The 26068-nt window shown below is 59.3% G+C and carries 24 protein-coding genes; 20 read left to right on the forward strand and 4 right to left on the reverse strand.

Translation table 11 applies throughout. The features are described from left to right. Positions 1-101 precede the first annotated feature (101 nt). On the forward strand, positions 102-779 hold the full coding sequence (locus tag O8B93_RS22625; protein WP_020012833.1) for an alpha/beta hydrolase: 678 nt from the start codon (positions 102-104) through the stop codon (positions 777-779). A gap of 239 nt (positions 780-1018) precedes the next feature. On the opposite strand, the gene O8B93_RS22630 is transcribed toward O8B93_RS22625, so the two are convergent. Continuing rightward, complete coding sequence (locus O8B93_RS22630) at positions 1019-2140, reverse strand: anhydro-N-acetylmuramic acid kinase (RefSeq protein WP_269712130.1); 1122 nt, start codon at positions 2138-2140, stop codon at positions 1019-1021. 148 nt (positions 2141-2288) lie between these two features. Here O8B93_RS22630 and tyrS point away from each other — a divergent pair, with 148 nt between their 5' ends. Continuing rightward, positions 2289-3542 carry a tyrosine--tRNA ligase gene (gene tyrS, locus O8B93_RS22635; protein WP_269712131.1) on the forward strand — a complete coding sequence of 418 codons (1254 nt, stop codon included), beginning with the start codon at positions 2289-2291 and terminating at the stop codon, positions 3540-3542. A 45-nt stretch (positions 3543-3587) separates the two neighbouring features. Here the strand turns inward: tyrS and O8B93_RS22640 are convergent, their stop codons facing one another. After that, on the reverse strand, positions 3588-6971 hold the full coding sequence (locus O8B93_RS22640) for a YhdP family protein (RefSeq protein WP_269712132.1): 3384 nt from the start codon (positions 6969-6971) through the stop codon (positions 3588-3590). A 235-nt stretch (positions 6972-7206) separates the two neighbouring features. Between O8B93_RS22640 and O8B93_RS22645 the strand changes: the two genes are divergently transcribed. The 5 genes from O8B93_RS22645 to O8B93_RS22665 all read left to right on the forward strand — a co-directional run bounded on the left by O8B93_RS22645 (position 7207) and on the right by O8B93_RS22665 (position 12078). After that, on the forward strand, positions 7207-7674 hold the full coding sequence (locus O8B93_RS22645) for a peroxiredoxin (RefSeq protein ID WP_269712133.1): 468 nt from the start codon (positions 7207-7209) through the stop codon (positions 7672-7674). Between the two features lie 16 nt (positions 7675-7690). Then, a complete protein-coding gene (locus O8B93_RS22650; protein WP_269712134.1) occupies positions 7691-8512 on the forward strand; it encodes a ferritin-like domain-containing protein in 822 nt (273 codons plus the stop codon). A gap of 84 nt (positions 8513-8596) precedes the next feature. Further along, positions 8597-9895 (forward strand): M23 family metallopeptidase, encoded by a 1299-nt coding sequence (locus O8B93_RS22655; RefSeq protein WP_269712135.1) that lies wholly within the window; start codon positions 8597-8599, stop codon positions 9893-9895. Between the two features lie 219 nt (positions 9896-10114). Then, entirely contained in the window at positions 10115-11626 is a 1512-nt protein-coding gene (locus tag O8B93_RS22660) for a DEAD/DEAH box helicase (RefSeq protein WP_269712136.1), read from the forward strand. Positions 11627-11634: 8 nt separating this feature from the next. Further along, positions 11635-12078 carry an NUDIX domain-containing protein gene (locus tag O8B93_RS22665; protein ID WP_269712137.1) on the forward strand — a complete coding sequence of 148 codons (444 nt, stop codon included), beginning with the start codon at positions 11635-11637 and terminating at the stop codon, positions 12076-12078. 1008 nt (positions 12079-13086) lie between these two features. Here O8B93_RS22665 and O8B93_RS22670 read toward each other — a convergent pair. Then, positions 13087-13254, reverse strand: coding sequence for a hypothetical protein (locus O8B93_RS22670; protein ID WP_269712138.1), 168 nt, complete (start codon positions 13252-13254; stop codon positions 13087-13089). A 294-nt stretch (positions 13255-13548) separates the two neighbouring features. Here O8B93_RS22670 and O8B93_RS22675 point away from each other — a divergent pair, with 294 nt between their 5' ends. From O8B93_RS22675 to O8B93_RS22720, 10 genes are all read left to right on the forward strand, one after another. Beyond that, complete coding sequence (locus tag O8B93_RS22675) at positions 13549-14079, forward strand: helix-turn-helix domain-containing protein (RefSeq protein ID WP_269712139.1); 531 nt, start codon at positions 13549-13551, stop codon at positions 14077-14079. A gap of 136 nt (positions 14080-14215) precedes the next feature. Continuing rightward, positions 14216-15295 (forward strand): ABC transporter substrate-binding protein, encoded by a 1080-nt coding sequence (locus tag O8B93_RS22680; protein ID WP_405049083.1) that lies wholly within the window; start codon positions 14216-14218, stop codon positions 15293-15295. 131 nt (positions 15296-15426) lie between these two features. Continuing rightward, complete coding sequence (gene rpe / locus O8B93_RS22685; protein ID WP_063948726.1) at positions 15427-16104, forward strand: ribulose-phosphate 3-epimerase; 678 nt, start codon at positions 15427-15429, stop codon at positions 16102-16104. Between the two features lie 44 nt (positions 16105-16148). Then, entirely contained in the window at positions 16149-16655 is a 507-nt protein-coding gene (locus O8B93_RS22690; RefSeq protein WP_269712141.1) for a hypothetical protein, read from the forward strand. Positions 16656-16736: 81 nt separating this feature from the next. Continuing rightward, entirely contained in the window at positions 16737-18044 is a 1308-nt protein-coding gene (gene purB, locus O8B93_RS22695; protein ID WP_269712142.1) for an adenylosuccinate lyase, read from the forward strand. 68 nt (positions 18045-18112) lie between these two features. Continuing rightward, positions 18113-18676: an alpha/beta hydrolase gene (locus tag O8B93_RS22700; protein WP_269712143.1), complete on the forward strand. Its 564-nt coding sequence runs from the start codon at positions 18113-18115 to the stop codon at positions 18674-18676. A 203-nt stretch (positions 18677-18879) separates the two neighbouring features. Then, positions 18880-19644, forward strand: a complete 765-nt coding sequence (gene purC, locus O8B93_RS22705) for a phosphoribosylaminoimidazolesuccinocarboxamide synthase (protein WP_003516002.1) — start codon at positions 18880-18882, stop codon at positions 19642-19644. 73 nt (positions 19645-19717) lie between these two features. After that, complete coding sequence (gene purS, locus O8B93_RS22710) at positions 19718-19960, forward strand: phosphoribosylformylglycinamidine synthase subunit PurS (protein WP_003507918.1); 243 nt, start codon at positions 19718-19720, stop codon at positions 19958-19960. 19 nt (positions 19961-19979) lie between these two features. Next, positions 19980-20651 carry a phosphoribosylformylglycinamidine synthase subunit PurQ gene (gene purQ / locus O8B93_RS22715; protein ID WP_080824853.1) on the forward strand — a complete coding sequence of 224 codons (672 nt, stop codon included), beginning with the start codon at positions 19980-19982 and terminating at the stop codon, positions 20649-20651. 78 nt (positions 20652-20729) lie between these two features. Further along, positions 20730-21134, forward strand: a complete 405-nt coding sequence (locus O8B93_RS22720; RefSeq protein ID WP_269712144.1) for a hypothetical protein — start codon at positions 20730-20732, stop codon at positions 21132-21134. Between the two features lie 128 nt (positions 21135-21262). Here the strand turns inward: O8B93_RS22720 and O8B93_RS22725 are convergent, their stop codons facing one another. After that, complete coding sequence (locus tag O8B93_RS22725; RefSeq protein ID WP_269712145.1) at positions 21263-21568, reverse strand: DUF1127 domain-containing protein; 306 nt, start codon at positions 21566-21568, stop codon at positions 21263-21265. A gap of 93 nt (positions 21569-21661) precedes the next feature. Between O8B93_RS22725 and O8B93_RS22730 the strand changes: the two genes are divergently transcribed. The 3 genes from O8B93_RS22730 to O8B93_RS22740 all read left to right on the forward strand — a co-directional run bounded on the left by O8B93_RS22730 (position 21662) and on the right by O8B93_RS22740 (position 25719). Continuing rightward, positions 21662-23080: an aminotransferase-like domain-containing protein gene (locus O8B93_RS22730; RefSeq protein WP_269712146.1), complete on the forward strand. Its 1419-nt coding sequence runs from the start codon at positions 21662-21664 to the stop codon at positions 23078-23080. 154 nt (positions 23081-23234) lie between these two features. After that, a complete protein-coding gene (gene purL, locus O8B93_RS22735; RefSeq protein WP_269712147.1) occupies positions 23235-25469 on the forward strand; it encodes a phosphoribosylformylglycinamidine synthase subunit PurL in 2235 nt (744 codons plus the stop codon). Between the two features lie 16 nt (positions 25470-25485). Next, positions 25486-25719, forward strand: a complete 234-nt coding sequence (locus tag O8B93_RS22740; protein ID WP_003516012.1) for a BolA family protein — start codon at positions 25486-25488, stop codon at positions 25717-25719. Positions 25720-26068 lie beyond the last annotated feature (349 nt).

Below are 26068 nucleotides of genomic sequence, written 5' to 3' on the forward strand. Positions count from 1 at the left end.
GAATTATTCTAAACTGCGTTCTAGAAAAGATGACACAGTTCGTCAAGTCTTCTCATCGGAAGAATGCGGTTCGGGAATGAAAAAACACGACCGGAGTACCAATGCCCGAAGTCATCTTTAACGGCCCTGCGGGTCGCCTCGAAGGCCGTTATCAACCCTCCAAGGAAAAGAGCGCGCCGATAGCGATCATTCTTCATCCGCACCCGCAGTTTGGCGGCACGATGAACAACCAGATCGTCTATCAGCTGTTCTATCTTTTCCAGAAGCGCGGCTTCACGACGCTCCGGTTCAATTTCCGCTCCATCGGCCGCAGCCAGGGCGAGTTTGACCACGGTGCCGGCGAGCTTTCCGATGCCGCATCCGCGCTCGACTGGGTGCAGAGTCTGCATCCCGATTCGAAAAGTTGCTGGGTCGCCGGTTATTCCTTCGGCGCCTGGATCGGCATGCAGCTTCTGATGCGTCGTCCGGAAATCGAAGGTTTCATGTCGATTGCACCGCAGCCCAATACCTACGACTTCTCCTTCCTCGCTCCCTGCCCGTCGTCCGGCCTCATCATCAACGGTGATAGCGACAAGGTCGCGCCTGAAAAGGACGTGAACGGTCTGGTCGAAAAGCTGAAGACCCAAAAGGGCATCCTCATCACCCACCGCACGCTTCCCGGCGCCAACCACTTCTTCAACGGCAAGGTGGATGAGCTGATGGGCGAATGCGAGGACTATCTCGACCGTCGCCTGAACGGTGAGCTTGTGCCGGAACCGGCGGCGAAGCGCATTCGGTGATTGGCCGCCCGGTATCCGGGCAGGCTTGATATCCCTACAATGGTCCCCGGCGGGCTTGGCTCACCCCCGCTGCCCTGCCGGGCATCTCCCCCTCAAGGGGGGAGATCAGCCAGACGCCTGCTCATCGCCCAAGCTTCTACGTTTAAGATGGCCGGAAGGTCGCCACGATTCGATCTCCCCCCTTGAGGGGGAGATGCCCGGCAGGGCAGAGGGGGGTAAGCCCCACCCACCCTCGATCACTACGCCCGCACAAAAACCCCACCCGTCACCGGCTCCTTCACGCCCGTCGTGCCGGGATAGGTCAGCGGCAGCCCCCTCATCGAACGCACCGCCAGATAGGCCCACGCCTCCGCCTCCATCGCCCCACCATCGAATCCCGCCTCTTCCGCCGCAATCACCCGCGCACCCGCCTTTGCTGCAAGCTCCGCAAATTCCGCCATGATCACGGGGTTGAGCCGCCCACCACCGCAAACCACATAGGTCTTCGCCGTTTCCGGCAAATAGCTCGCCGATTTCAGAATGGCAGCACCCGTCAGATGCGCCAGCGTCCGTGCCCCATCCGCCAAAGAAACCTCACCCTTTTTCGGCGGCACAAAATCACCGCGGTCCAGCGAGCGGCGGATATTGGCCGAGAAGAACGGGCTTTCCATATAACGCGCCACCAGCGAGCCAACGACGCTCCCGCCCGCCGCCGTCCTGCCGCCCTTGTCAAAGGCCTTGCCGGTATGCGCCTCGATCCACTGGTCGATCAACATGTTGCCGGGGCCGCTGTCGAAAGCGGCAAGCCGCCCCGCTTCACCGATATAAGTCAGATTGGAGATGCCGCCGATATTGACGAAAACAGCGGGCGTTTCGAACCCATCAGGCAGATTGGCGGAAAGCGCCATGTGATAGGCGGGAATGAGCGGCGCACCCTGCCCGCCATGCACCATGTCGTTGGCCCGCATGTCGTACACCACGTCGATGCCGGTCTCGGAGGCCAGCAGCGCGCCGTCGCCGATCTGTACGGTCAGTGCCTCATCCGGCCGGTGCAGCACCGTCTGCCCATGAAACCCGATGACATCGATATCACCGGGCAGAAGCCGGTGACGATGGAGAAAGGATTTCACCGCCGCCGCATGGGCAAGCGTCAACTTGCGCTCGGCCTCGCCCAGATCACCCGGACGCTCACGCCGTTCGCGGATGGATTTGGCTGTCGTGAGCGCCTTCTGCCAGACGGCGCGCAGACCGGGATCATAGGGGAAATAACCGCTCGGCCCGTGTCGCACCACGCTTTCGCCATCGGTGCGCAACAGGGCGATATCGATGCCGTCCATCGATGTGCCGCTCATCAGCCCGATCGCCGTTTTGATCTCGCCCACGCGCCGCTCCCTTGCAATATCGAATCATGATGACGTGAATCCCGATATTCATGGCCGAAACGGGTGCACATTTCAAAAAACAATGATAAAGCCCCGGCGTTCATTGGCTTTCAATGACGGAAAAGATCAAACCAGAAAGTAAAAGGTTATGTCCAGGTTCAAGTCCGATTTCCTCCGCACGCTCGATGAGCGCGGCTTCATTCACCAGATCTCCGATGAGGCAGGTCTCGACGAACTGTTCGCCAAGGAAACCGTGACCGCCTATATCGGCTATGACCCGACGGCTTCCAGTTTGCATGTCGGCCACCTCACCCAGATCATGATGCTGCACTGGATGCAGAAGACCGGCCACCAGCCGATCTCCCTGATGGGCGGCGGCACCGGCATGGTCGGCGATCCCTCCTTCAAGGAAGAGGCCCGCAAGCTGATGACGATCGACATGATCGAGGACAATATCACCTCGCTCAAGCATGTCTTCGCCAACTACCTCGATTATGACCGCGCCAATAATCCCGCGCTGATGATCAACAATGCAGACTGGCTGCGTGGTCTGAACTACCTCGAATTCCTGCGCGATGTCGGCCGCCACTTCTCGGTCAACCGCATGCTGTCCTTCGACAGCGTGAAGACACGCCTCGACCGCGAGCAGTCGCTGTCCTTCCTCGAATTCAACTACATGATCCTGCAGGCCTACGACTACGTGGAACTGAACCAGCGCACCGGCTGCCGGCTGCAGATGGGCGGTTCGGACCAGTGGGGCAACATCATCAACGGCATCGACCTCGGTCACCGCATGGGGACACCGCAGCTTTACGCGCTGACCTCGCCGCTTCTGACCACCTCTTCGGGTGCGAAGATGGGCAAGTCGGCATCCGGTGCCGTGTGGCTGAACAAGGACCTGCTGCCGGTCTATGATTTCTGGCAATACTGGCGCAACACCGAAGATGCTGATGTTGTGCGTTTCGCCAAGCTCTTCACCACCCTGCCGATGGATGAGATCGCCCGCATTGCCGCGCTTGGCGGATCGGAAATCAACGAAGCGAAGAAGATCCTTGCAACGGAAGTGACAGCGATCCTGCATGGCCGCGCTGCAGCGGAAGAAGCAGCGGAAACGGCACGCAAGACTTTCGAGGAAGGCGCGCTGGCTGAAAACCTGCCCTCCATCGAGGTCCCGGCATCCGAACTCGAAGCCGGCGTCGGCGTCCTCTCCCTCATCGTGCGCGCCGGCCTTGCTGGTTCGAACGGCGAAGCCCGCCGCCATGTTCAGGGCGGCGCAGTGAAGATCAACGATCAGGGCGTTTCCGATGAGCGCCAGATGATCGGCACCGGCGAAGTGACCGGCGATGGCGTCATCAAGCTGTCGGTCGGCAAGAAGAAGCACGTTCTGGTTCGCCCGGCGTAAAACCAGCGCCAAACCTTGCATCAAGGGCCGCGAAAGCGGCCCTTTTTATTGGAACTCGAAAATCTGCCTGAAGACACCGGGCGCAATCAGCGACAGCGGGTTGATCGTCAGTTTCGGCTGGTCCGTCTGGCCTGATAGTTTGAAGGTGATGCCGAGCAGGCCGCGGTCGCGGCCGTTGCCGAGGAAGATGCCGATGAAGGGCAACTCGCCGAACAACCGATTCAGCCCGTAGGCGGGCATGAAGGTGCCTGTCATCTCCATACGGCCACTCTGATCCTTTAGCAGTCCCTGGAATGTCGCGCCGATCTGTTCACCGCGCACCACGCCGTTTTCCACCGCCACAGAACCATTGACGTAAACCACCCGGGCAAAACCGCGCTGGAATTTCTCCGAGCTGACATCGATATTGCGGCGCACCGCATTGTTGAGGCTTCTGCCGTCCTCTCCCGTCGGCGTGGCGACAATGTCCTGGAGCTTGGCTTCGTTGACGACGGCGAAATTGCGCAGGTCGAGCGAGCCGCTCCAGTCGCTGCCATTCGAGGTTGTCAGCGCCAGATTGAGAAGGCCACCGCGAATACGGCTGTAGATATTGGCGAAACGGGCAAGAGAGCCCGCATCGCTGCTGGTCAGCGTTACGGTTCCAGTCGCGCCGCGATTGACGGTCTGCGCAACAACCGCCTGGCCATTGCCGGTGACGCCGCGCACGTCGATCGAGCGCACCTTGCCGTCCCGCACGCTGACATCGGCATTGACGTTGGCAAGCACCTCGTCGTTGAAACCGTACACCTTGTCGAACTGCGCCTTGACCGAAAGCGTGGGCTGCGAACGGGATGCGCCGTCGCCACCGCTCGAAGGGCTGCGCAGCTTCGAGATGAAGGGCCTGAGATCGGCGGATTTCCCCGACGCATTGACGATGTAGCCGTTCTTGGACGCGGCGACCGAAACGGCATAATTGTCGGACGGCGAGAGTTTAACGCGGCTAAGATCGGCGGAAATCAGGCCGTTCTTGCTGAAGGTGATATCACCGGCGGCACCGAAACCGTCGCCATCGAGGGAGAAGTCGCTAACCGTCGTGCGCCCGTCCGCCACTTGCATGGTGAAGGCGGCGCTGGCGGGAATGCCGATGCCCTTGCTCCAGCCGAGCCCGGGCAGGATGATCGATGCCTTGGTGAGATCGAGCTTGATGTCCTGGCTTTTTGGATCGGCGCCGTCGATTTCGATCGCCGTCGTACCGCCGAGGACCGTGGAGAGTTCAGGTGCGAGCTTGGCGACCTGCGTCTCGTTCAAGGTGGCCTTCAGGGACAGGGTGGGAGCGACATTGCTGTTCTTGCGCACCGGCTCCGTCATCACGATATCCATCGGCACGTCGTCCACCCGGCCCTTGCCCTCCAGTTTGAGCTGGTGGTCGTTCAGCGACATGAAGCCGTCAAGCGCAGTCACCTTGTGGCCGGCAAAGGGTTTGGTCAGTGCCAGGTTCTTCAGGTCGAGATCGGCTGTCCACACCGGCGGCGGCGGGTTCTGGCTGGAAAGCATGCCAACAGTCAGCTTCGCATTGGCCCTCACGTCGCCGGTGAAATCCTCCGGCTTGAACTGCGTATCCTTGAGCGCATTGATGGGTTTGAGCGTCGCAAGCTCCGCCACGGCATCGGCCGCACCGGACACGTTCAGCTCGAGATTTCCGAGCAAAGGCTTCTCATACACATCTGAAATGAGGAAGCGGCTGTCCTCCAGCGAAAGCGTCCGGTTGGACGGGAAATAGGACGTCGCCTGCTTGATATCGACGGCCATCTTGCCGCCGACGAGGTCGAAATGCGCATCGACATCCCGCAGCGGCGGAATGTCGCCTGTCGTGTTGAGGCGCGTATCGTCGATGTCGAAGCGGATCTGCATTTCGCTTTCGCCAAGCACCAGCGGGCAGCCCGGGCCGCACATCCGTCCCTGCGGAATGAAGATCGCGATTGACCCATTGGTGACGGTGCCGCCGTAGAGATTAGAGACCACCCAGTCACGCGGCTTGTGCGCCATCCAGAACGGCCAGAGCTGCTTGACGGCCGTCGCCTCCATCTTCGGAATCTGGCCGCCGAAGCTGATTTCCGGCGAACCCTGTCCAAACCGGATTTTCAGCGATCCCGCCATGTCTCCGAGCGGGCCGCTGACGTAAAGGGAGGGAACGTCGAGCTGCTTCGTGGCCGTCGTAAAATGACCGTCCGCTTTCAGGTTGAAAGGAACGGGTGCCTCGCCGGAGGCTTCGGAGGAAGCGACGCCATTGTCTACTCTCAGTGAAAGGCCGAAGCCCTCTTCCGTATCGCTGATTTCACCGTTGACGGGGATAATCGTCCGCCCGAGTTCCACCCGCGAATTGTCGATGACCAGGCTGTTTTTCGCAAAATCATAACGCACATGCACGGTGCCGGTCGTGAACGGCTGGGCCTCGCCACCAATCATCAGCGTTCCATTGCCAAGGCCGAGCGAAACGTCCAGCCGCGGCTCCTGCGCCGCCGTGGCACGCCGGGCGACGATATTGACGCCAGTCTTGACATTCAGGCCTTCATGGAGATTTCCGTCGGGATCGAATTTCTCCAGGAACGGGCCGATATCGAAACCATCGATGCGGGCGTCAAAACCGTCGATCACACCACCTGTGCCGGAGGTTCTGAGCGACACGCTGGCGATTTCCCCGTTAAACAGCGTTTCTCCATCGAGCGTATATCCACCCTGCTGATCCGGTGTCAGCGACAGCTCCCGCACCTCGATGGTGCGCGGCTTGCCCTGTTCATTGGGCGGCAGGTGAACCGAAACGCTGGAAATATCGATTTCCTCGGTACCGCTGCTCAGAAAAGCCTGGGCAAGCTTGTCAAGTTGCCCGAAGGCCGCCTGCAATTGCTGCGGCACGGCGTCGAGCTTGATGCTGGCGAGATCGAAACCGTTGCCCTTCGGCAAAAGCGCCGTATCGAGTTCCATGCCGTCTGCTTCGAGGCTCTGTACCGACACATGGCCGGCCAGAAGCGCCAGCGGATCGAGCGCCATGCCGATTGCCCGCGCCCGGCTCAGATGCTGGCCGGATTCCTTCTCGATAATATCCACATCCTCAGCCACCAGCGCCAGCCGCAGCCCGGTGGAGAACCGGATCGCCGAGGAGCCGATCCGCGCGCTGTAATGGGGTCCGAGCGCCTTTTCCAGCGCCTGCTGGGCCTGGCTCGAAAGCGTCTTGTCGATGGAGCCGGTCTCGACCGATACGATAATGCCGCCGATGGACAGGAAGGCCAGCACGAAAAGGGCGGCGAAAATCTTGCAGAAAGCGCGCGCCATGGAGCGCGGCGGCGGGCAATGCACGATGATCGGGTCTTCGGCCTGCGCCGAAGGAAGCTCGTGCAGCGCAATCATATCGCGCTTGCCGAACGTAACCTTTTCACCCCTTATTTCAGCCATACGCCCGTGTTTGCCCTTGGATAGCTTCTGTTTCGCCGCAACACCGGAGCGGAATGGCGAAAAGTGTAAGCGGTTTTAGTCTGGAATCCCGCTCTAATTGTTTAATTCAGATCACGATTCAGATTTCAGACCTAATCTCCCGGAAATCTGAATCATGATCTGGACGACGCGCGGTTTCGCTATATATCGAATGTGGCGACTTTCCCTCAACATACCGGCGAAAGAAAGGTAGATTATGACTGACCTGACGATTGGCAGCCCCGCCCCCGACTTCACCTTGCCCCGTAATGGTGAAGGGACGGTGACATTGTCGAAACTGCAAGGCAAGGCCGTCATCCTCTATTTCTACCCCAAGGACGACACATCCGGCTGCACCGTCGAAGCGATCGACTTCAGCGCGCTCGGCGGACAATTCGAGGCCACCAATGCCGTCGTCATCGGCATTTCGCCCGACAGCGTCAAAAGCCACGACAAGTTTGCGGCAAAACATTCCCTTTCCGTCATGCTCGCTTCCGACGAAGAGAGGAAGGTTCTGGAAGCCTATGGCGTCTGGAAGGAAAAAAGCATGTACGGGAAAAAATACATGGGCGTCGAACGCACGACGGTCCTTATTGCCCCGGATGGCAAGATCGCCGAAATCTGGAACAAGGTGAAGGTCGCAGGTCACGCGCAGGGCGTTCTCGAGGCCGCCAAAAAGCTCTGAGGGCCATCCAGCCGTGATGCTCCCGACCAAAATCATCTCCCTGCGCGGCGGCGCCACGGAAGCGATCGCCAGTGCCGATCTCGATCGAAAGACCGAACTCGCGCAGGAAACCGCAACGCGCTGGTTCGAACGCCGGCTGTCATTGCGCTCGCCGCTCGATCCACCCCTGCCCGAGCGGCCGGGCAGGCCCGGGAAGCCGGAACTCGTTCCGCCGACCGCGGTGGAGCGGCGTTCGCTGCACAACGTCAAGGGCCGCATCGCCCTGTTGCACGCCATCGCGCATATCGAACTCAATGCCGTCGATCTCGCGCTCGATATCGTCGCCCGTTATGCCAGCGAGCCGGTGCCCCATTCCTTTTTCGATGGCTGGATGCAGGTCGCCTTCGAGGAAGCGAAGCACTTCCGGCTGGTTCGGGACCGGCTGCGAAGCCTCGGGGCCGATTATGGTGACCTGCCCGCCCATGACGGGCTCTGGCAGGCTGCGCATTCCACCCGCAACGATCTGACCGCGCGGCTCGCCGTCGTGCCGCTCATTCTGGAGGCGCGCGGGCTGGATGTCACCCCTTCCCTGCAGGCCAAGATGCGCGAGACCGGCGATCTCGAAAGTGCCGCGGTTCTCGATGTCATCTATAATGACGAAAAGGGTCATGTCGCCATCGGCGCCAAATGGTTCCGGTTCCTCTGCGCGCGTGAAAAGAAGGACCCGGCCGCAACCTTCAGGCAGCTGGTGCGCGCCAATTTCCGCGGCCCACTGAAACCGCCCTTCAACGATCTCGCCCGTGCCGAAGCCGGCCTGACACCCTCCTTCTACCGCTCACTCACATCCGTCAGCCAATAGCCGACAACGCCCTTCCGGCAAAACTTCGTTAACCTTAACGAATTATGATTTCGCTTAAGAAATCGGCCAGTCCGGAGAGAGATTGTGACTGATACGGCGGAAAATCGGGTATTCGGCAAGAAGCGCGAGCCACATGTGCTCATTCTCGCGCGCGGCGAAAACGTGCGGCACATGACCATCCGGCCATGGATGGCGGCGCTTGCCGGCTGCACGATCGGCCTGTTTTCGCTCGGTTATCTCGGTGCCACCAGCTATCTCATCCTGCGCGACGACCTGATCGGCGCGACCATGGCGCGCCAGACCCGCATGCAGAACGACTATGAAGATCGCATCGCGGCGCTCAGAGCCCAGGTGGACCGCGTCACCTCCCGACAATTGCTCGATCAGCAGGTCGTTGAAAAGAAAGTAGAAAAACTGCTGGAACAGCAGGCAGCGCTGACCTCGCGCCACGGGCGCATGAGCGAGCTTCTGGAGCGCGCCGAAAATTCCGGCATCGCAGCCACCGCCCCGGCCGCCCCCTCCTCCCTTTCGAACGCCATGGTGCCGGAAAAACGCGCGGATCTCTCCGGCGGCCTTTCCGCCATCGAAAAGCTGATGGCGCCGAAGCCGCAGGCGGAAAAAGCCACCGCTGCCGACAGACGGGCCGCCTATGTGCCTGAATCCGGCGAAACACCTTCGGACCGGGCAGACCGGGTTTTCTCCAAGGTCACGCTGTCGCTGAAGGATATCGAACGCCAGCAGATATCGCGCATCGCCAGGCTGACCAGCGACGCCGAGGACAAGGCAAGCGCCATGCAGGACATCATCCGGCAGGCGGGCCTGAAGATTGAGGAAAACGGCACCGACGATGTCGGCGGCCCCTATGCAGCCCCTGAGCGCGGTGAAACCGACCCGTTCAACCTGTCGCTCACCAATCTCGACAATGCGCTGAACCGGCTTGATGTCGTCAAGGAAAGCGCGACTGCCCTGCCCTTCGGCAACCCTGCCCCCGGCCGGGCGATCACCAGCCGATTCGGCAACCGGATGGACCCGTTTCTCGGACGTCCCGCTTTGCATACCGGCATCGATTTTCGCGCTGAAACCGGCGCGGACGTCAAATCCACCGGCGCCGGCAAGGTGACGGTGGCGGAAAACTCCGGTGGTTACGGCAATATGGTCGAGATCGATCACGGTCAGGGCGTCTCCACCCGATTCGGCCATCTCTCAGCCATCCTCGTCCGGGCTGGCGACCGGGTGGAAGCAGGCGACGTCATCGGCCGCGCCGGCAGCACCGGCCGCTCCACCGGCCCGCATGTGCATTACGAAGTGCGGCGCAACGATACGCCGGTCGACCCCATGCGCTACCTGATCGCCGGGGCGGAGCTGAAAACCTATCTGAAATAGCAGGCCGATTTTAACGCTTCTTTTGCTCTTTTTACGATAAATCGCACAAATTCACGACCAAGGCTCAAAAGCCCCGCCCGGAGCATCACGTTTCGCGCGCTATTCCCGTTGTTTCCTTGACTTTCCGGCAATTTGGGCCTATCCCCGCGCCAAGTCTTTGCAAGTGCCGTAGCGGCACGCAGGTGTTCTTACCGAACCAGAACGGAAAAAGTTCTTCCTTTGACAACATTCTCTGATCTTGGCCTGAGCCAAAAAGTTCTTTCCGCTATTGCAGATGCCGGCTACACGACGCCGACACCCATTCAGGCCGGCGCCATTCCGCCCGCGCTGGAAAAGCGTGATATCTGCGGTATCGCACAGACCGGCACGGGCAAAACCGCGTCCTTCGTTCTGCCGATGCTGACGCTGCTCGAAAAGGGCCGCGCGCGCGCCAGAATGCCGCGCACCCTGATCCTCGAGCCGACCCGTGAACTCGCAGCGCAGGTGGCGGAGAACTTCGAGAAATACGGCAAGAATCACAAGCTGAACGTTGCCCTCCTTATCGGCGGCGTCTCCTTCGAAGACCAGGACCGCAAGCTCGAGCGTGGCGCCGACGTGCTGATCTGCACCCCCGGCCGCCTTCTCGACCATTGCGAGCGCGGCAAGCTGCTGATGACCGGCGTTGAAATCCTCGTCATCGACGAAGCCGACCGCATGCTCGACATGGGCTTCATTCCCGATATTGAGCGTATCGCCAAAATGATCCCCTTCACCCGGCAGACACTGTTCTTCTCGGCCACCATGCCGCCGGAAATCCAGAAGCTGGCTGACCGGTTCCTGCAGAACCCGACGCGGATCGAGGTTGCCAAGCCCTCCTCCACCGCAAAGACGGTGACGCAGCGTATCGTCGCCGCGCACAACAAGGACTACGAAAAGCGCGCCGTGCTGCGCGATCTGGTCCGTGCCGAAGAAGCGGAACTCAAGAACGCCATCATCTTCTGCAACCGCAAGAAGGATGTCGCCGATCTGTTCCGCTCGTTGGATCGTCACGGCTTTTCCGTCGGTGCGCTCCATGGTGACATGGATCAGCGCTCGCGCACGACGATGCTGCAGAACTTCCGGGATGGAAACCTGAAGCTGCTGGTCGCTTCCGACGTTGCAGCACGCGGACTTGATATTCCAGACGTCAGCCACGTCTTCAACTTCGATATTCCCATTCATGCCGAAGACTATGTCCACCGCATCGGCCGCACCGGTCGTGCGGGCCGTTCGGGCAAGGCCTTCACCCTCGTCACCAAGAGCGACGCGAAATATCTCGACGCGATCGAAAAGCTGATTGCCGAAAAAATCGAATGGCTGAGCGGCGATCTGTCCACACTCCCCGCGCCCATGGAAAGCTTTGAAAGCAATTCCGGCCGCCGTGGCACCAAGGAACGTGGCGGCAGAGGCCGCGACAGAAACCGCCGCGATGCACCCGCATCGCCGGTCGAAAACATCAATCAGGGTGCACAATCCACTGTGGATACGAACATCGCGGCTCACGGAGAAGACAAGGTGAAGGCAGAACGCAGACCGGAAAAGACCCCGCGCAATTCCGAGCGCAACAGCCGCAACCTGAACTCGCTGCACGCCAATGACGACAACCGCGACCGTCGCCGCCATTATCGTGACCATGACGATGGCCCGACACCGGTCGGTTTCGGCGACGACATTCCCGCCTTCATGCTGATCGTGGCCAACGCCAAGGCCTGACCAGCGCCATGGACAACATGACATTGACCATCAAGCCCGGCCTCGATTTTCCGGGTGTTGGCGTGGGCCTTGTCATATTGCGCGAAGGCCGCCTGCTTTTGTGCCGGCGCATCAAAGCGCCGGAAGCCGGATACTGGAGCATTCCGGGCGGCAAGGTAGATCACCTCGAGACTTGCCTCGCCGCAGCGCGGCGGGAGGCCGAAGAAGAAACCGGCCTTCAGATCGGCGCCGTCGAATTTCTCTGCCACAGCGAATTCATTGATCCGCAAGACCGTCACCACTGGGTCTCGCTGATCTTCGTCACCCGCGATACGCAGGGTGAACCGACACTGACCGAACCGGACAAGCTTTCCGCCATTGGCTGGTTCGATCCGGATAAGCTTCCCGAGCCCCTCTCCGCCTTTGCAAAAGACGCCCTGGCCGCCCTGAAACAAGGCCGGACGGGAAACTGAGCCGACCGCCTGCGGGCGACGGGCGCAGTCAAAGCGCGTTTTCGAACAGCCGTATGGATTGTGAGCCGGAGCCGAATTCACCCCCTCCGCGCTATATCTTTTCTATAAAAGCAGAAATGAAAGAACGCCTTTGCGCGAGGCTTTTCAAATTCAATTTTAAATTGCTTAAATTAGCTTCATGTAAAAAACCGCCCCAGTTTCCCGAAGCGGTTTATACGTAATGAAAAAAATAGAATATAGAATGTAATATAGTCTGGCAGTGCTTATAATCGGAACACTTTCCGAGGCCTGTTACGGCCAATTTCAGTCGTCCCCTGAAACAATTCCATCTAAGCTAATCATTTACTTTCCGTCAAGCAAATCTTCTCGCAAATGCGAAAAAACCGCGGGAAGAAACCTTCCCCCGTGATGAAGCTTTATCTATTTTGAATATATATCAGCGACTTATGGAGATGGGAATAAAATGTGCATTTTTGTGGGCTGCACTCTAAGAGGCACAACCGCTAACGCGCACATTCCAAATTGCATATCTACTCCACAAATATGATAATTTTATAAAACAATACAGTCATTCTGCCGCACGGAGTTTCTCCCCGCAGCAAAGGAGGCAGGCGGATGAAACTCCGCACAAAATTAACGATAACGGTCCTTCCCTCCGCGAGAGGCGAATACAACTAAAAATTGATTGTTCGAAAAAGCGATCAATCGAACAACGCGGGCGTCGTAAACTTGTTTGCAATGCTGACTTTAGGCAATTTTCCGATACGCAGGCGAGCCCGCACGGATGCAATGTCCCGTCGCAGTAATAAAAGCACTTACAATGTCGATGTAATGAATCTGCCGCAAGAAATGATAAGCCACCACATAAAAATAGAAACGAATAAAACCAGCAATAAAGACCTACGCCTAAAGTAAATTACGATATTTTGGGCAATTTTCTCCATATTCGTTCCACAAAGCGCATACTTGCGCTGGCAATTCCCCTTTTGTTTGGCAAGGAAATTTCGATCAATCCAGCCGTTCTTCTCTTGGCTTGATCTCAGGAGAAATCATCACCATCGCCATGACGACAATCGCGAATAAAAAAAGAAACGGATACAAAACGAGCATTGCAAGGCCCTTAACAATCAAACTGAGTACCTTGTTTAACAACCCTGGCCTCTCAATACCCATCATGACCGCCTTTTCGGTGATCTATGTATGCAAATATTGTCATCCTCACCTCAAAATCGAATCGAGTTGAAGACCGCTAACGAGTCATCAACAACCCAACGGCGCGATATTTGATTTTATGCAGGAGCACGACGCGTGTGCTCTATCTTGCTGATGCCTTTAACACAGTGCTAAATAACCCATTAAAACAAGTGCGTCCTGCCAGACGCCCTTCCAATTGTTGATATGCGAACACAGAGAGGATTAAATTACATTTGGATTTTTGTAAACTCCATTTGTGATTTAATTTAAAAGAATTTGGCTAGGAAAGAAGTCGAGCCCAAGACAGACCTAGGAAGACGCCTCCGAGCTGTGAGGGCCGCGTTCGATATCGATGATCGGGACGTCTTCGCCAGTCGACTGACAATCAGCAAAAGCGGGCTGGCGCATTACGAGCGGGGAGAGCGCGTGCCCGACGCGGAACTGTTATCCGCGTATCATCGGGAGTTCGGCGTGAACATCTCCTGGCTCGTCACAGGCCAAGGCGATATGTTCGAAGGTGGGCAGTCAACCGGCACGGACCATGGCTCACATCAGCTTCTGATCGATCTGATCAACCCGCTGGGAAGGCTTATAAACAAGGTTTATCGCGACCACGACGTCAGGATAACCGACGATCAGCGCTTCGCGGAGCTGACCAGATGGCACAATAATCTGACCAGCCGCGCCGGCTCCTCCTTTGAATGGAACGATCTGATGTCCCAGTTGCCCTGGGTAGAGCAAAGCCTTGGGGAGGAGCTGCGCTCGAAACGGGCAAGTGCAGAAAGCAGCAAAAGATCGGCGAGCTGACCCTTGATAGCAGAGCCGGCACATCAGCAATGTGGTGGTTTTGCGGGAATGTCTGTGAAGCGCACGTATTTTTCCTTTGGAAAACCGGTTGTTGCCGATAAACATCAAGCCGGGACAACAGGATTTCGATCACGTCATGCTTTCACTTCGCCTGCTAACGATTATCGCCGGTTTTGCCTTTGCGGGCTCAGCAAGCGCGGCATCGATTGGCATTGTTGCTCCGCAGAACGGTCCTTACGAGCTTCTGGGGCAACAGGTACGGCAAGGTGCCAAGGCGGCGGCGGCCAAGCTTGGGCTCGATGTCGTCGAAATCCACGAGAGCTGCGAAGACGGCAGCGGTGGTGCGATTGCCGATGGCCTGGTGGCCGCCAAGGTCAGCGCCGCGATCGGTTTTTTATGCACGGAAACGCTTCAGGGCGTTCTGCCGCCATTAAAGGCGGCCGCCATTCCCGCGATCACGCTCTCCAGCCGCGCGCCTATTCTGATGGAAGATTCCCTGAAATATGGCTGGCCGCTTTTCCGCCTCTCCCCTTCCGACAGGGCCGAATCGGACAGGATCGCCGAAATTATCCTGCGCGACTGGAAGGGACATTCCATCGGGCTTGTGGATGACGGCACGATTTATAGCCGCGAGCTCGTCGACCGCATCCGCGCGTCGCTGGAGGAAAACGGCCTCAAGCCCACCCTTGCCGATACGATGCGCCCCAACCAGGAACAGCAGGTAGCGCTGGTGCGCCGGCTGGCGCGAACCGGCATTTCCCACGTCTTCGTGGGTGCGGAGCGCAACGACGTCGCCATCATCGCCAGGGATGCCGCATCCGAAAACCTTGCTTTGACCATCATGGGCGGCGACGCCATGAATGCGGCGAACAACCCGGTTCCCCTCACCGCCAATGTGCTGGCCGTCACGCGCCCGGCCTATGATACCCTGCCCTCGGCCCAGGCCGTCAGCGGAGAGCTGCGCGCCGCCGGCATCGAACCAGAGGGTTACGTCCTGCCGGCCTATGCGGCGACGGAACTGACTGCCGCCCTTGCGGAGGCGACACAGGCGCAATCGAAACCCGCGCCGGAAATACTGGCTGGCGGCACCGTCTTCAAAACCGTCATCGGCGATCTCGGCTTCACACCATCACATGACCTTTCCGACAATCCCTATCGCCTGCAGCGCTGGAACGGCCAGCGCTTCGAGCCGGCGGACAAGGCGGAAAGACAATAGGCGACACGACATCCGCGTAAATTCGATGAAACACGGCTGAAAACCCCAGGCAAGCGCGCCGCAAGCCGTTTCAAACCCGGATACTTGATGCTAAAGGCAGCTTACGCAACGCGTCGAGAGGAGTTTGCCCCATGTCCCTGCCCATCCGCATAGCACCGTCCATTCTGGCTGCTAATTTCGCCAAGCTCGGACAGGAAGTCGCCGATGTCACGGAAGCCGGCGCGGACTGGATTCATCTCGACGTGATGGACGGCCACTTCGTCCCCAACATTTCCTTCGGACCCGACGTGATCAAGGCGCTTAGGCCGCACAGCAACGCCTTTTTCGATTGCCACCTGATGATAGCCCCCGTTGACCCCTATCTCGAGGCCTTCGCCAAGGCGGGCTGCGATAGCATCACCGTGCATGCGGAAGCCGGACCGCACCTTCATCGCTCTCTCCAGACCATTCGCGGACTTGGCTTGAAGGCCGGCGTCACGCTCAATCCGGCAACGCCGCTTTCCGTCATCGAAAATGTGCTCGATGATGTCGATCTCGTGCTGATCATGAGCGTCAACCCTGGCTTCGGCGGCCAGAAATTCATCCCCGCAATGCTCGACAAAATCCGCGCAGCAAAGGCGATGATCGGCCAACGGCCGATCGAGCTGGAAGTCGATGGTGGCGTCACGGCGCAGACCGCAGGTGACATCATCGCAGCCGGCGCCAATGCACTGGTCGCCGGTTCGGCGGTCTTCAAGGGCGATGGGGTTGAAGATTATCGCAAGACGGTCGCCCTGCTGCGCTCCGCAGCGGAAGCTGGACGAACCTAACCCACCACGTCCGAATGCGGCATAACAAGGCATCGGGGATTGTCATGGAAAGCGTCATGCAGGGTTTCCGTGACAGGGCTCTTCCAACTCTGTTCATCCTGCTCAGCGCTCTTGGCTGGGGCGTCTGTTCGGCAGCATCCGCTGCCATCGGCCTCTATGTCCGCAACAGGCTGGAAACCGATCACGCCGCCGATATCGTGACGCTTTTCTTCTCGGGTGGCTTTTTCGGCTGGCTACTGACGCTCTCTGCATTGCGACTTCTCCCCACCTCAACATCCCGGCCATTGCGTTTTGCGGCGGCCTGTCTCGCGATCGTTTTTTTCACCCTAGCCGTTGCGGCAGCGTTATTCGCATTCGAATACCGCATCTTTTATGCACAATGGCACGCACCGGCTTTTTCCCGCATCTGGTTCTTCCAGCAGCTCTTCACCTCGCTCGGCGCGGTCTACCAATTCGCCATTTTCGGTCTCGGACTGTATTTCCCCTTTGCGGCTCTTCCGCTCTTGGCCGCCGGCGCGTTCCTCTGCCGGCGTGCGCCGCAAGCGACATAGCCATGCAGCTTGATAGATTGAGATTACCGGAACACTTTGCTAAACGGGCAGCAAAATTCCTCCACTAAGAAAGTCATTGCCATGATCCCTCGTTACTCCCGGCCGGAAATGGTCGCCATCTGGTCGCCGGAAACAAAGTTCCGCATCTGGTTCGAGATCGAGGCCCATGCCTGTGACGCGCTGGCCGAACTCGGCGTCATCCCCAAGTCCGCCGCCCAGACAATCTGGGAAAAGGGCGGCAGCGCCACTTTCGACGTCGCCCGCATCGATGAGATCGAGGCCGTGACCAAGCACGACGTCATCGCCTTCCTCACCCATCTTGCGGAATTTGTCGGCCCCGACAGCCGTTTCGTGCACCAGGGCATGACCTCGTCCGACGTGCTGGACACCACGCTCAACATCCAGCTCGTCCGCGCTGCCGATCTGCTGCTCGCCGATATGGATCGGGTGCTGGCCGCGCTTAAGACCCGCGCTTTCGAACACAAGAACACGGTGCGCATCGGCCGCAGCCACGGCATCCATGCCGAGCCGACCACGATGGGCCTGACCTTCGCCCGCTTCTACGCCGAGATGCACCGCAACCGCGAGCGTCTCGTCCATGCCCGTGCGGAAATCGCCACGGGCGCGATCTCTGGCGCCGTCGGCACCTTCGCCAATATCGATCCGCGCGTCGAGGAACATGTCTGCGCCAAGCTCGGCCTCATTCCCGAGCCGGTCTCCACGCAGGTCATCCCGCGGGACCGTCACGCCATGTTCTTTGCCGTTCTCGGCGTCATCGCTTCGTCGATCGAAAACGTCGCCATCGAGATCCGCCACATGCAGCGCACCGAAGTTCTGGAAGCGGAAGAGTTCTTCTCTCCCGGCCAGAAGGGCTCGTCGGCCATGCCGCACAAGCGCAACCCGGTTCTCACCGAAAACCTCACCGGCCTTGCCCGGCTGGTGCGTATGTCCGTCGTCCCCGCCATGGAGAACGTTGCCCTGTGGCACGAGCGTGATATCAGCCACTCCTCCGTGGAACGCGCCATCGGCCCCGATACCACGGTTACCCTCGATTTCGCGCTGAACCGTCTGGCCGGCGTCATCGAAAAGCTGGTGATCTACCCGGACAACATGTTGAAGAACATGAACAAGTTCCGCGGCCTCGTGCATTCGCAGCGCGTTCTGCTGGCGCTGACGCAAGCCGGCGTTTCGCGTGAAGACGCCTACCGCCTGGTACAGCGCAACGCCATGAAGGTCTGGGAACAGGGTGCGGACTTCCTGGAGGAACTGCTGGGCGACGAGGAAGTGCGTGCCGCCCTTCCCGAAGAGGCGATCCGTGAGAAGTTCGACCTCGGTTACCACACCAAGCATGTCGACACGATCTTCACCCGTGTCTTCGGCAAGGCCTGAGAGAACTCCTTGAAGTTAATGCCGCCGCGGCCTTGATCGCGGCGGCATCACAACACAGATATGGGCGCATGAAAGTTTCAGAAGCAGATATCCTGATCGTCCCCGGTTATACCAATTCCGGCCCCGACCACTGGCAGAGCCGCTGGGAGCGCAAGCTTTCCACCGCCCGCCGTGTCGAGCAGGCCGAATGGTCGAAGCCGGTAAAGGAAGATTGGATCGCCCGGCTGGTGGAAGAGGTCAACGCCTCCACAAAGCCCATCGTCATCGTCGCCCATTCGCTTGGCGTGCCGACTGTCATCCACGCCTTGCCCGAAATCGGCAAGAAAGTCTCCGGCGCACTTTTTGTCGCTCCGCCCGATGTCGCCAATCCCGACATCCGGCCAAAACACCTGATGACCTTCGGGCCCTATCCGCGCGATCCGCTGCCGTTTCCGGCGATCACCATCGCCAGCAGGAACGATCCCTTCGGCTCCTATGAACATGCCGATGACATCGCCGCCGCCTGGGGTTCGTTGCTGGTCGATGCCGGCATGTCCGGCCATATCAACGCGGAATCCGGCCACGGCCCATGGCCCGAAGGCGGCATGGTGTTCGCCCAGTTCCTGAGCCGGCTGAAGGCGAACGAGTCCTGACAGTGGCGGCCATGTGGACCGCCTCCCCCTCGATCGGCCCCGCAGGCCGATTTTCAAGACGAAGCGGTTTCCCGGGCCTGTCACAAGAATTGAAGGGAAATATGCCAGCCGCATTGTAGAATGCACTCTTTTCCTTTATGGGACCGCTTCAAAGACCAAACGCAACGCCACCAGAATCGGCGTCAACCAAGAGACCTGCCATTATGAACCGTCGCCGCCGTATTTACGAAGGCAAGGCCAAGATCCTCTACGAAGGTCCGGAGCCAGGCACGCTTATCCAGTTCTTCAAGGACGATGCGACCGCCTTCAACAAGAAGAAGCACGAAGTCATCGACGGCAAGGGTGTGCTGAACAATCGCATCTGCGAATATGTCTTCACCCATCTGAACAAGATCGGCATTCCCACCCACTTCATCCGTCGCCTGAACATGCGCGAGCAGTTGATCAAGGAAGTGGAGATGATCCCGCTCGAGATCGTCGTGCGCAATGTCGCCGCCGGCTCGCTCTCCAAGCGCCTCGGTATTGACGAAGGCGTGGTGCTGCCGCGCTCCATCATCGAGTTCTATTACAAGTCGGATGAGCTGGAAGACCCGATGGTCTCCGAAGAGCACATCACGGCCTTCGGCTGGGCAAACCCCGCCGAGCTTGATGACATCATGGCGCTTGCCATCCGCGTCAACGACTTCCTGTCCGGCCTCTTCCTCGGCGTCGGCATCCAGCTCGTCGATTTCAAGATCGAATGCGGCCGGCTGTTCGAAGGCGACATGATGCGCATCATCCTCGCCGACGAGATTTCGCCCGATAGCTGCCGCCTGTGGGACATCGAGACCCAGAAAAAGATGGACAAGGACCTGTTCCGCCGCGATATGGGCGGGCTGGTGGAAGCCTATTCCGAAGTGGCGCGCCGTCTCGGCATCATCAATGAAAACGAACCGATCCGCGGCACCGGCCCAGTCCTCGTAAAGTAATATCGGTCTGGTAAAGTAATATCGGCCCCGTAAAGTTATATTGGCCTCGTAGGGTAAATCAGGAGAAGATCAGGTGATCAAGGCACGGGTGACTGTTACGCTGAAGAACGGCGTTCTCGATCCGCAGGGCAAGGCAATCGAAGGCGCGCTCGGCAGCCTCGGTTTTGGTGGCGTCGGCCATGTCCGTCAGGGCAAGGTCTTCGATCTGGAACTGGAAGGCGCCGACAAGGCCAAGGCCGAGACCGACCTGAAGGCAATGTGCGAAAAGCTGCTGGCCAATACGGTCATCGAAAACTACGCCATCGCCATCCTCTAAAGCCGCAGGAACCGCGCCCATGAAATCCGCTGTCGTCCAACTTCCCGGCCTCAACCGCGACCGCGACATGATCGCGGCTCTGACGAAAATTTCCGGTCAGGCGCCCGTCACCATCTGGCAGACGGAAACGGATATTCCCGATGTCGACCTGATCGTCATTCCCGGCGGCTTCTCCTATGGTGATTATCTGCGGTGCGGCGCCATCGCCGCCCGCATGCCGGTCATGCAGGCCATCCGCGAAAAGGCCGAACAGGGCGTCAAGGTTCTTGGCGTCTGCAACGGCTTCCAGATTCTGGTCGAAGCCGGCATGCTGCCAGGTGCCTTGATGCGCAACGCCTCGCTAAAATTCGTCTGCCGTGAAGTGAAGCTCGAAGTCGCCAATAACGACACCGAATTCACCCGCGCCTATGACAAGGGCCAGATCCTGCGCTGCCCCGTCGCCCATCATGACGGCAACTATTTCCTCGATACGGATGAGCTGAAGTCCGTGGAAGGCAACGGCCAGGTGGTGTTCCGTTATGCCGAAGGCACCAATCCCAACGGCTCGCTGAACGACATTGCCGGCGTCATCAACGCCAAGGGCAACGTTCTCGGCATGATGCCGCATCCGGAAAACCTCATCGAAGCCGCCCATGGCGGTAATGACGGCCGCGGCCTCTTCGCTTCGGCACTCGGCGTCATCGCAGCCTGATGGACCGGGCGGGCTTCAAGCCCGCCTTTTTTGATGCCGGTTTCCGGCTATGTTTCGGCTTCTCTTCTGGATGACCTGATGCCCCGCATTCTTCGACACGATGCCTTCAAAGCCACCGGACTGATCCTCGCTGCCGCCGCACTTGCCGCCTGCCAGCCGAAACCACAGCCGGTCGCCTCCGTCTCCCGCGCAGCATTGCCGACGATGGAGAGGATCGCGCTTGGCGCCAATGCCTGCTGGTTCAAATCGGGTGATGCCGCGTTCAAGGCCTATCGTCTGGCCCCGGAACTCAATTCTTTCTCGGGCCGCCCGCGCATCCTGCTCGTGCCGCGCAACAGCCCGGAATCGCGTCCCATGCTGGTGATTCAGGCCGAAGGCAACCCGGCAAAGCTCGACGCCTTCGGACCCGTGATGAGCGACACCATCTCCGGCCGCATCGCCACCGACGTCAAGCGCTGGGCCAATGGCGGCAAGGGCTGCTGATAGAACGGAACTCCTCTAAAGAGCGGGCCGAATAAAAAAACCCGCCAGCGCCGGTTGGGAGTGGCGCGGCGGGCTGCCGAATGGCTTGATGGTGCCGGGGAAAGAAGGCACCGCTCTCCGACAAAAAATCAAAGCGGCCGGGAGGGCCAGGAGAGAAGCCGCGATTTTGCGGCCTCGTTGAGAGCCTCATCCCGCGTGACGCCGATATCATGCAGAAGATCGTCGGACAGTTCGCGCAAAGCGAGCCGCCCCTGCCGTTTCCGGTGCCAATTGAACATGCCCGCAATCATGCGACCAATAAGCGTGCGGGCGATCTTGGCCGGAAAGGGCGCCGGCGCGACCATGTCGCCGGCATCGCGGAACACGCGTTCCCGTTCGTAGCCATCAGGATAGAGTGTATCCGCTGTCGAAAGGTATTGATCCATCTTGCGCATATTGCACCTATTGTCTCCGTTTGTTTGATCTCATTCAATGCAGACAATAAATACAATTGACTTAAGCACGGATACAATGCATAAATTGTCACCATGACAAATTGGCTTCCTGACATTACCGAGGGCGACGGCCCGATTTACCTCCGTCTTGCGGACAGTATCGAAGGCGCGATTTCGGACGGGACCTTGCCGTCCGGTTCGAAATTGCCACCCCAGCGCAATCTCGCTTACGATCTCGGCGTGACAATCGGCACAATCAGCCGGGCCTATGGGCTTATTCATGAACGCGGCCTCGTCAGTGGCGAAGTCGGCCGCGGCACTTATGTCAATGAGCGCAAGACCCCTGCGCCATTATCGCCCGAGGAACCATCCGTGTCGGCATTCGGCGGCACGCGCTTCGCTCTCGACACCAGCGCCGAATTCCGCCTGAACACCACGGCAGCGCCGGATGTCGGCCAGAGCGTGCTGGTCGCTAGACATATCGAGGCACTCGCCAGAGAACATCCGTTCGAAATTTCCAACTACACCCGCACCTTTCCCGACAATTGGTGTATGGCGGGCGCTCGCTGGCTCTCCCAGAACGGCTGGTCGCCGAAACCGGAAAACATCGTCTCGACGCTCGGCGCCCATGCCGGGGTGATGAGCGTGGTAACCGCAATGACGGCACCGGGTGACCGCATCGTTTTTGAGCCCGTCACCTATTCCCACATCAGCCGCAGCGCCACCCTTGCCGGGCGCCGCGTGACGCTGGTGGAGGCGGATGAAAAAGGTATCGTCCCTGATGATTTCGAACGCGTCTGCGCCCAGCAACATCCGAAGATGATCTTCCTGATGTCGGCGGGCCAGAACCCCACCTGCGCCACCCTGCCCGAGGATCGGCGGCGGGCAATCGCGGATATTGCCCGCAGATACGGCGTATGGATCATCGAGGACAATCTCTACGGTGCCATGACCCGCGAAGCGATCCCGCTCATCGCGGAATTCGCGCCCGATCTCACCTTCGTTGTCGGTGGCCTGTCGAAATCCGTTGCCGCCGGGGTCAGGGGTGGCTGGGTTGCCTGTCCGGCGCAGTTTTCATCGAGAATACGGATTTCGCATTCGATGTTAACAGGCGGATTGCCCTTCATGCTGGCAGAACTGAATGCGCGTCTCGTCAATAGCGGCGACGCCCACGACATCCGCAAGGATTGCATCGCCGAGATCAATCAGCGCGAGGCGATCGCCAGACACATCTTTGCCGGGCTGGAATTCAATTCCCTGCCCGATATCGCCTTCATGTGGCTGAGGTTGCCCGAACCCTGGCTGTCAGGCACCTTCCGCAATGCCGCCATGAAGGAAGGCGTGCTGATCGACGACGAGGACGAGTTCAAGGCAGGCCGCTCGGAAAAGGTATTCCACCGCGTCCGCATCAGTTTTTCCGGACCTTCCACGCGTGAGGAACTGACACATGCCTTCGGCATCCTGCGCAATTTGCTCGACAACGGTTCATCCGGCTATGAAAGCGAGGCATGATGCGGGGTGCGGCCGTTCAGGCGTCGCCCGCAACAGGTGAATAAGGGCAAAAACCGCCCATTAGCCAGCAAACCGGCGCATTTTCCTGTCGCACCAATGAGCCTCTTGCGCTAAAGAACCGGAAACTTTCCTCGGCTCGAACCGCGTGAGACCTATGTCGATTTCAAACTCCATCAAGATCACCCCGGAACTCGTTGCATCCCACGGGCTGAAGCCCGACGAATACCAGCGTATCCTCGACCTGATCGGACGGGAGCCGAGCTTTACCGAGCTTGGCATCTTCTCGGCCATGTGGAACGAGCACTGCTCCTACAAGTCTTCGAAGAAGTGGCTGAAGACCCTGCCGACAACAGGTCCGCGCGTCATCCAGGGCCCCGGTGAAAATGCCGGCGTGGTGGATATTGACGATGGCGACTGCGTCGTCTTCAAGATGGAGAGCCACAACCACCCGTCCTATATCGAGCCCTATCAGGGTGCGGCAACCGGCGTCGGCGGCATTCTGCGCGACGTCTTCACCATGGGCGCCCGCCCGATCGCGGCCATGAACGCGCTGCGTTTCGGCGCGCCTGACCACCCGAAGACCCGCCACCTCGTGGCCGGCGTCGTGGCCGGTGTCGGCGGTTACGGCAATTCCTTCGGCGTGCCGACGGTTGGCGGCGAAGTGGAATTCGATCCGCGTTATAACGGCAACATCCTCGTCAACGCTTTCGCAGCCGGTCTTGCCAAATCCAATGCGATCTTCCTCTCGGAAGCCAAGGGCGTCGGCCTGCCGGTGGTTTATCTCGGCGCGAAGACTGGCCGCGACGGCGTTGGTGGCGCGACCATGGCCTCGGCCGAATTCGACGAATCCATCGAAGAAAAGCGCCCGACCGTTCAGGTCGGCGACCCCTTCACCGAAAAGTGCCTGCTGGAAGCCTGCCTTGAGCTGATGAAGACCGGCGCGGTCATCGCCATTCAGGACATGGGTGCCGCCGGCCTCACCTGCTCGGCTGTCGAAATGGGCGCCAAGGGCGATCTCGGCATCGAACTCGACCTTAACGCCGTACCGGTGCGCGAAGAGCGCATGACGGCTTACGAAATGATGCTGTCGGAAAGCCAGGAGCGCATGCTCATGGTTCTCGAACCCTCCAAGGAAGAAGTCGCCAAGGCAATCTTCGTTAAATGGGGTCTGGACTTCGCCATCGTCGGCAAGACCACCGACGACCTGCGCTTCCGCGTACTCCACGATGGCGAAGAAGTCGCCAACCTGCCGATCAAGGAGCTCGGCGACGAGGCCCCCGAATATGACCGCCCGTGGACGCCCGCCAAGGTGCCCGCAGCGCTTTCGGAAAACGACGTCCCTGCAGCCGATATTGCCGATGCGCTGGTGTCGCTGGTCGGTTCGGCCAATAATTCCTCGCGCCGCTGGGTCTATGAACAGTATGACACGCTGATCCAGGGCAACTCCCTGCAGCTTCCCGGCGGCGATGCCGGCGTTGTCCGCGTTGAAGGCCATGACAAGAAGGCCCTCGCTTTCTCCTCCGACGTGACCCCGCGTTATGTCGAGGCCGATCCCTTTGAAGGCGGCAAGCAGGCGGTCGCCGAATGCTGGCGCAACATCACCGCGACTGGTGCTCTGCCGTTGGCGGCAACAGACAACCTGAATTTCGGCAATCCGGAAAAGCCCGAGATCATGAGCCAGCTCGTTCATGCCATCAAGGGCATCGGCGAAGCCTGCCGCGTGCTGGAATTCCCGATCGTTTCCGGCAACGTCTCGCTCTACAACGAGACCAATGGCCAGGCGATCCTGCCCACCCCCACCATCGGCGGCGTTGGCCTGCTGAAGGACTGGGGCCGCATGGCGCGCATCCGTTTCGCGGCTGCCGACGAGGTGGTACTCTTGGTCGGCGCACCTGCCGGCCTCGGCACCCACATTGCCCAGTCAGTCTATATGCGTGACGTTCACGGCCGCACCGATGGTCCGGCGCCGCATGTCGATCTGGCTGCAGAGAAGAAGAACGGCGATTTCGTCCGTGGCCTCATCACCGATGGCCTTGCCACCGCCGTTCACGATTGCTCCTCGGGTGGTCTAGCCCTAGCGGTTGCCGAAATGGCGATTTCATCCGGCATCGGCGCAACGATCGATGCGGTTGAAGGCCATAATCCGGTCCTCACCTTCTATGGCGAAGATCAGGGCCGTTACGTCCTGACCGTGAAGAAGTCCGATTTCGACGAGGTGCAGACGGCAGCCAAGGCAGCCGGTGTTTCCTGCCCGGTAATTGGCGTTACCGGTGGTTCCACCGTAAAGCTGGGCACGGCGCGGGCTGTCGAGATTAAAGAATTGCACTTGGCCTATGAATCGTGGTTCCCTCAATTCATGGACGGCGAAACTTTGATCGCCGCAGAATGAATTAAGGAGAAACACCATGCCCATGAAACCCGGCGACATTGAAGACATGATTAAGGCGGGAATTCCCGGGGCAAAGGTCACGATCCGCGATCTGGCCGGTGACGGCGACCACTACGCGGCGGAAGTCGTTGCGGATGCGTTCAAGGGCAAGACCCGCGTGCAGCAGCACCAGATGGTCTATGACGCACTGAAGGGCAATATGGGTGGTGTTCTGCACGCCCTTGCCCTGCAGACCTCAGCTCCCGAATGATTGCGGCCGTGAAAGCGGTTGCGACAACGGCAAGGCTCTGTCCCGCCTGCGGGAAAGCCTGAAGACTGCGAAACAAATAAAGGCCCGCGTGACACCCTCACGCGGGCCTTATACATTAAAGGCCGGACCATCGTTATGATGTTCCGGCCTTGTTTGTCTTGAAGGTGGTTGCAACACCGTCGAGACGATGAGCAGAGCGGTTGGTCCTTGCGGGCCTGAACTTTTCGTTCGAAAAAAAGCAAAACCCTCTGCGCATTACGAGGCTTCGTCGAACCGTTGAGAGAGCCGAGCGCTCGCGTATAAGGGAGACAAGACCTCATGACCTATACTAGCCATTTTGTCGGCATCG

This window comes from Martinezella rhizogenes (assembly GCF_027460065.1).
Classification (GTDB): domain Bacteria; phylum Pseudomonadota; class Alphaproteobacteria; order Rhizobiales; family Rhizobiaceae; genus Agrobacterium; species Agrobacterium rhizogenes_C.

Excerpts from the sequence above, each read along its gene's own strand:
- O8B93_RS22625 (WP_020012833.1), top strand. The coding sequence starts at position 102 with ATGCCCGAAGTCATCTTTAACGGCCCTGCGGGTCGCCTCGAAGGCCGT.
- tyrS (WP_269712131.1), top strand. The coding sequence starts at position 2,289 with ATGTCCAGGTTCAAGTCCGATTTCCTCCGCACGCTCGATGAGCGCGGC.
- O8B93_RS22640 (WP_269712132.1), bottom strand. The coding sequence starts at position 6,971 with ATGGCTGAAATAAGGGGTGAAAAGGTTACGTTCGGCAAGCGCGATATG.
- O8B93_RS22645 (WP_269712133.1), top strand. The coding sequence starts at position 7,207 with ATGACTGACCTGACGATTGGCAGCCCCGCCCCCGACTTCACCTTGCCC.
- O8B93_RS22650 (WP_269712134.1), top strand. The coding sequence starts at position 7,691 with ATGCTCCCGACCAAAATCATCTCCCTGCGCGGCGGCGCCACGGAAGCG.
- O8B93_RS22665 (WP_269712137.1), top strand. The coding sequence starts at position 11,635 with ATGGACAACATGACATTGACCATCAAGCCCGGCCTCGATTTTCCGGGT.
- O8B93_RS22670 (WP_269712138.1), bottom strand. The coding sequence starts at position 13,254 with ATGATGGGTATTGAGAGGCCAGGGTTGTTAAACAAGGTACTCAGTTTG.
- O8B93_RS22680 (WP_405049083.1), top strand. The coding sequence starts at position 14,216 with ATGCTTTCACTTCGCCTGCTAACGATTATCGCCGGTTTTGCCTTTGCG.
- rpe (WP_063948726.1), top strand. The coding sequence starts at position 15,427 with ATGTCCCTGCCCATCCGCATAGCACCGTCCATTCTGGCTGCTAATTTC.
- O8B93_RS22690 (WP_269712141.1), top strand. The coding sequence starts at position 16,149 with ATGGAAAGCGTCATGCAGGGTTTCCGTGACAGGGCTCTTCCAACTCTG.
- purB (WP_269712142.1), top strand. The coding sequence starts at position 16,737 with ATGATCCCTCGTTACTCCCGGCCGGAAATGGTCGCCATCTGGTCGCCG.
- O8B93_RS22700 (WP_269712143.1), top strand. The coding sequence starts at position 18,113 with ATGAAAGTTTCAGAAGCAGATATCCTGATCGTCCCCGGTTATACCAAT.
- purC (WP_003516002.1), top strand. The coding sequence starts at position 18,880 with ATGAACCGTCGCCGCCGTATTTACGAAGGCAAGGCCAAGATCCTCTAC.
- purQ (WP_080824853.1), top strand. The coding sequence starts at position 19,980 with ATGAAATCCGCTGTCGTCCAACTTCCCGGCCTCAACCGCGACCGCGAC.
- O8B93_RS22720 (WP_269712144.1), top strand. The coding sequence starts at position 20,730 with ATGCCCCGCATTCTTCGACACGATGCCTTCAAAGCCACCGGACTGATC.
- O8B93_RS22725 (WP_269712145.1), bottom strand. The coding sequence starts at position 21,568 with ATGCGCAAGATGGATCAATACCTTTCGACAGCGGATACACTCTATCCT.
- O8B93_RS22730 (WP_269712146.1), top strand. The coding sequence starts at position 21,662 with ATGACAAATTGGCTTCCTGACATTACCGAGGGCGACGGCCCGATTTAC.
- purL (WP_269712147.1), top strand. The coding sequence starts at position 23,235 with ATGTCGATTTCAAACTCCATCAAGATCACCCCGGAACTCGTTGCATCC.
- O8B93_RS22740 (WP_003516012.1), top strand. The coding sequence starts at position 25,486 with ATGCCCATGAAACCCGGCGACATTGAAGACATGATTAAGGCGGGAATT.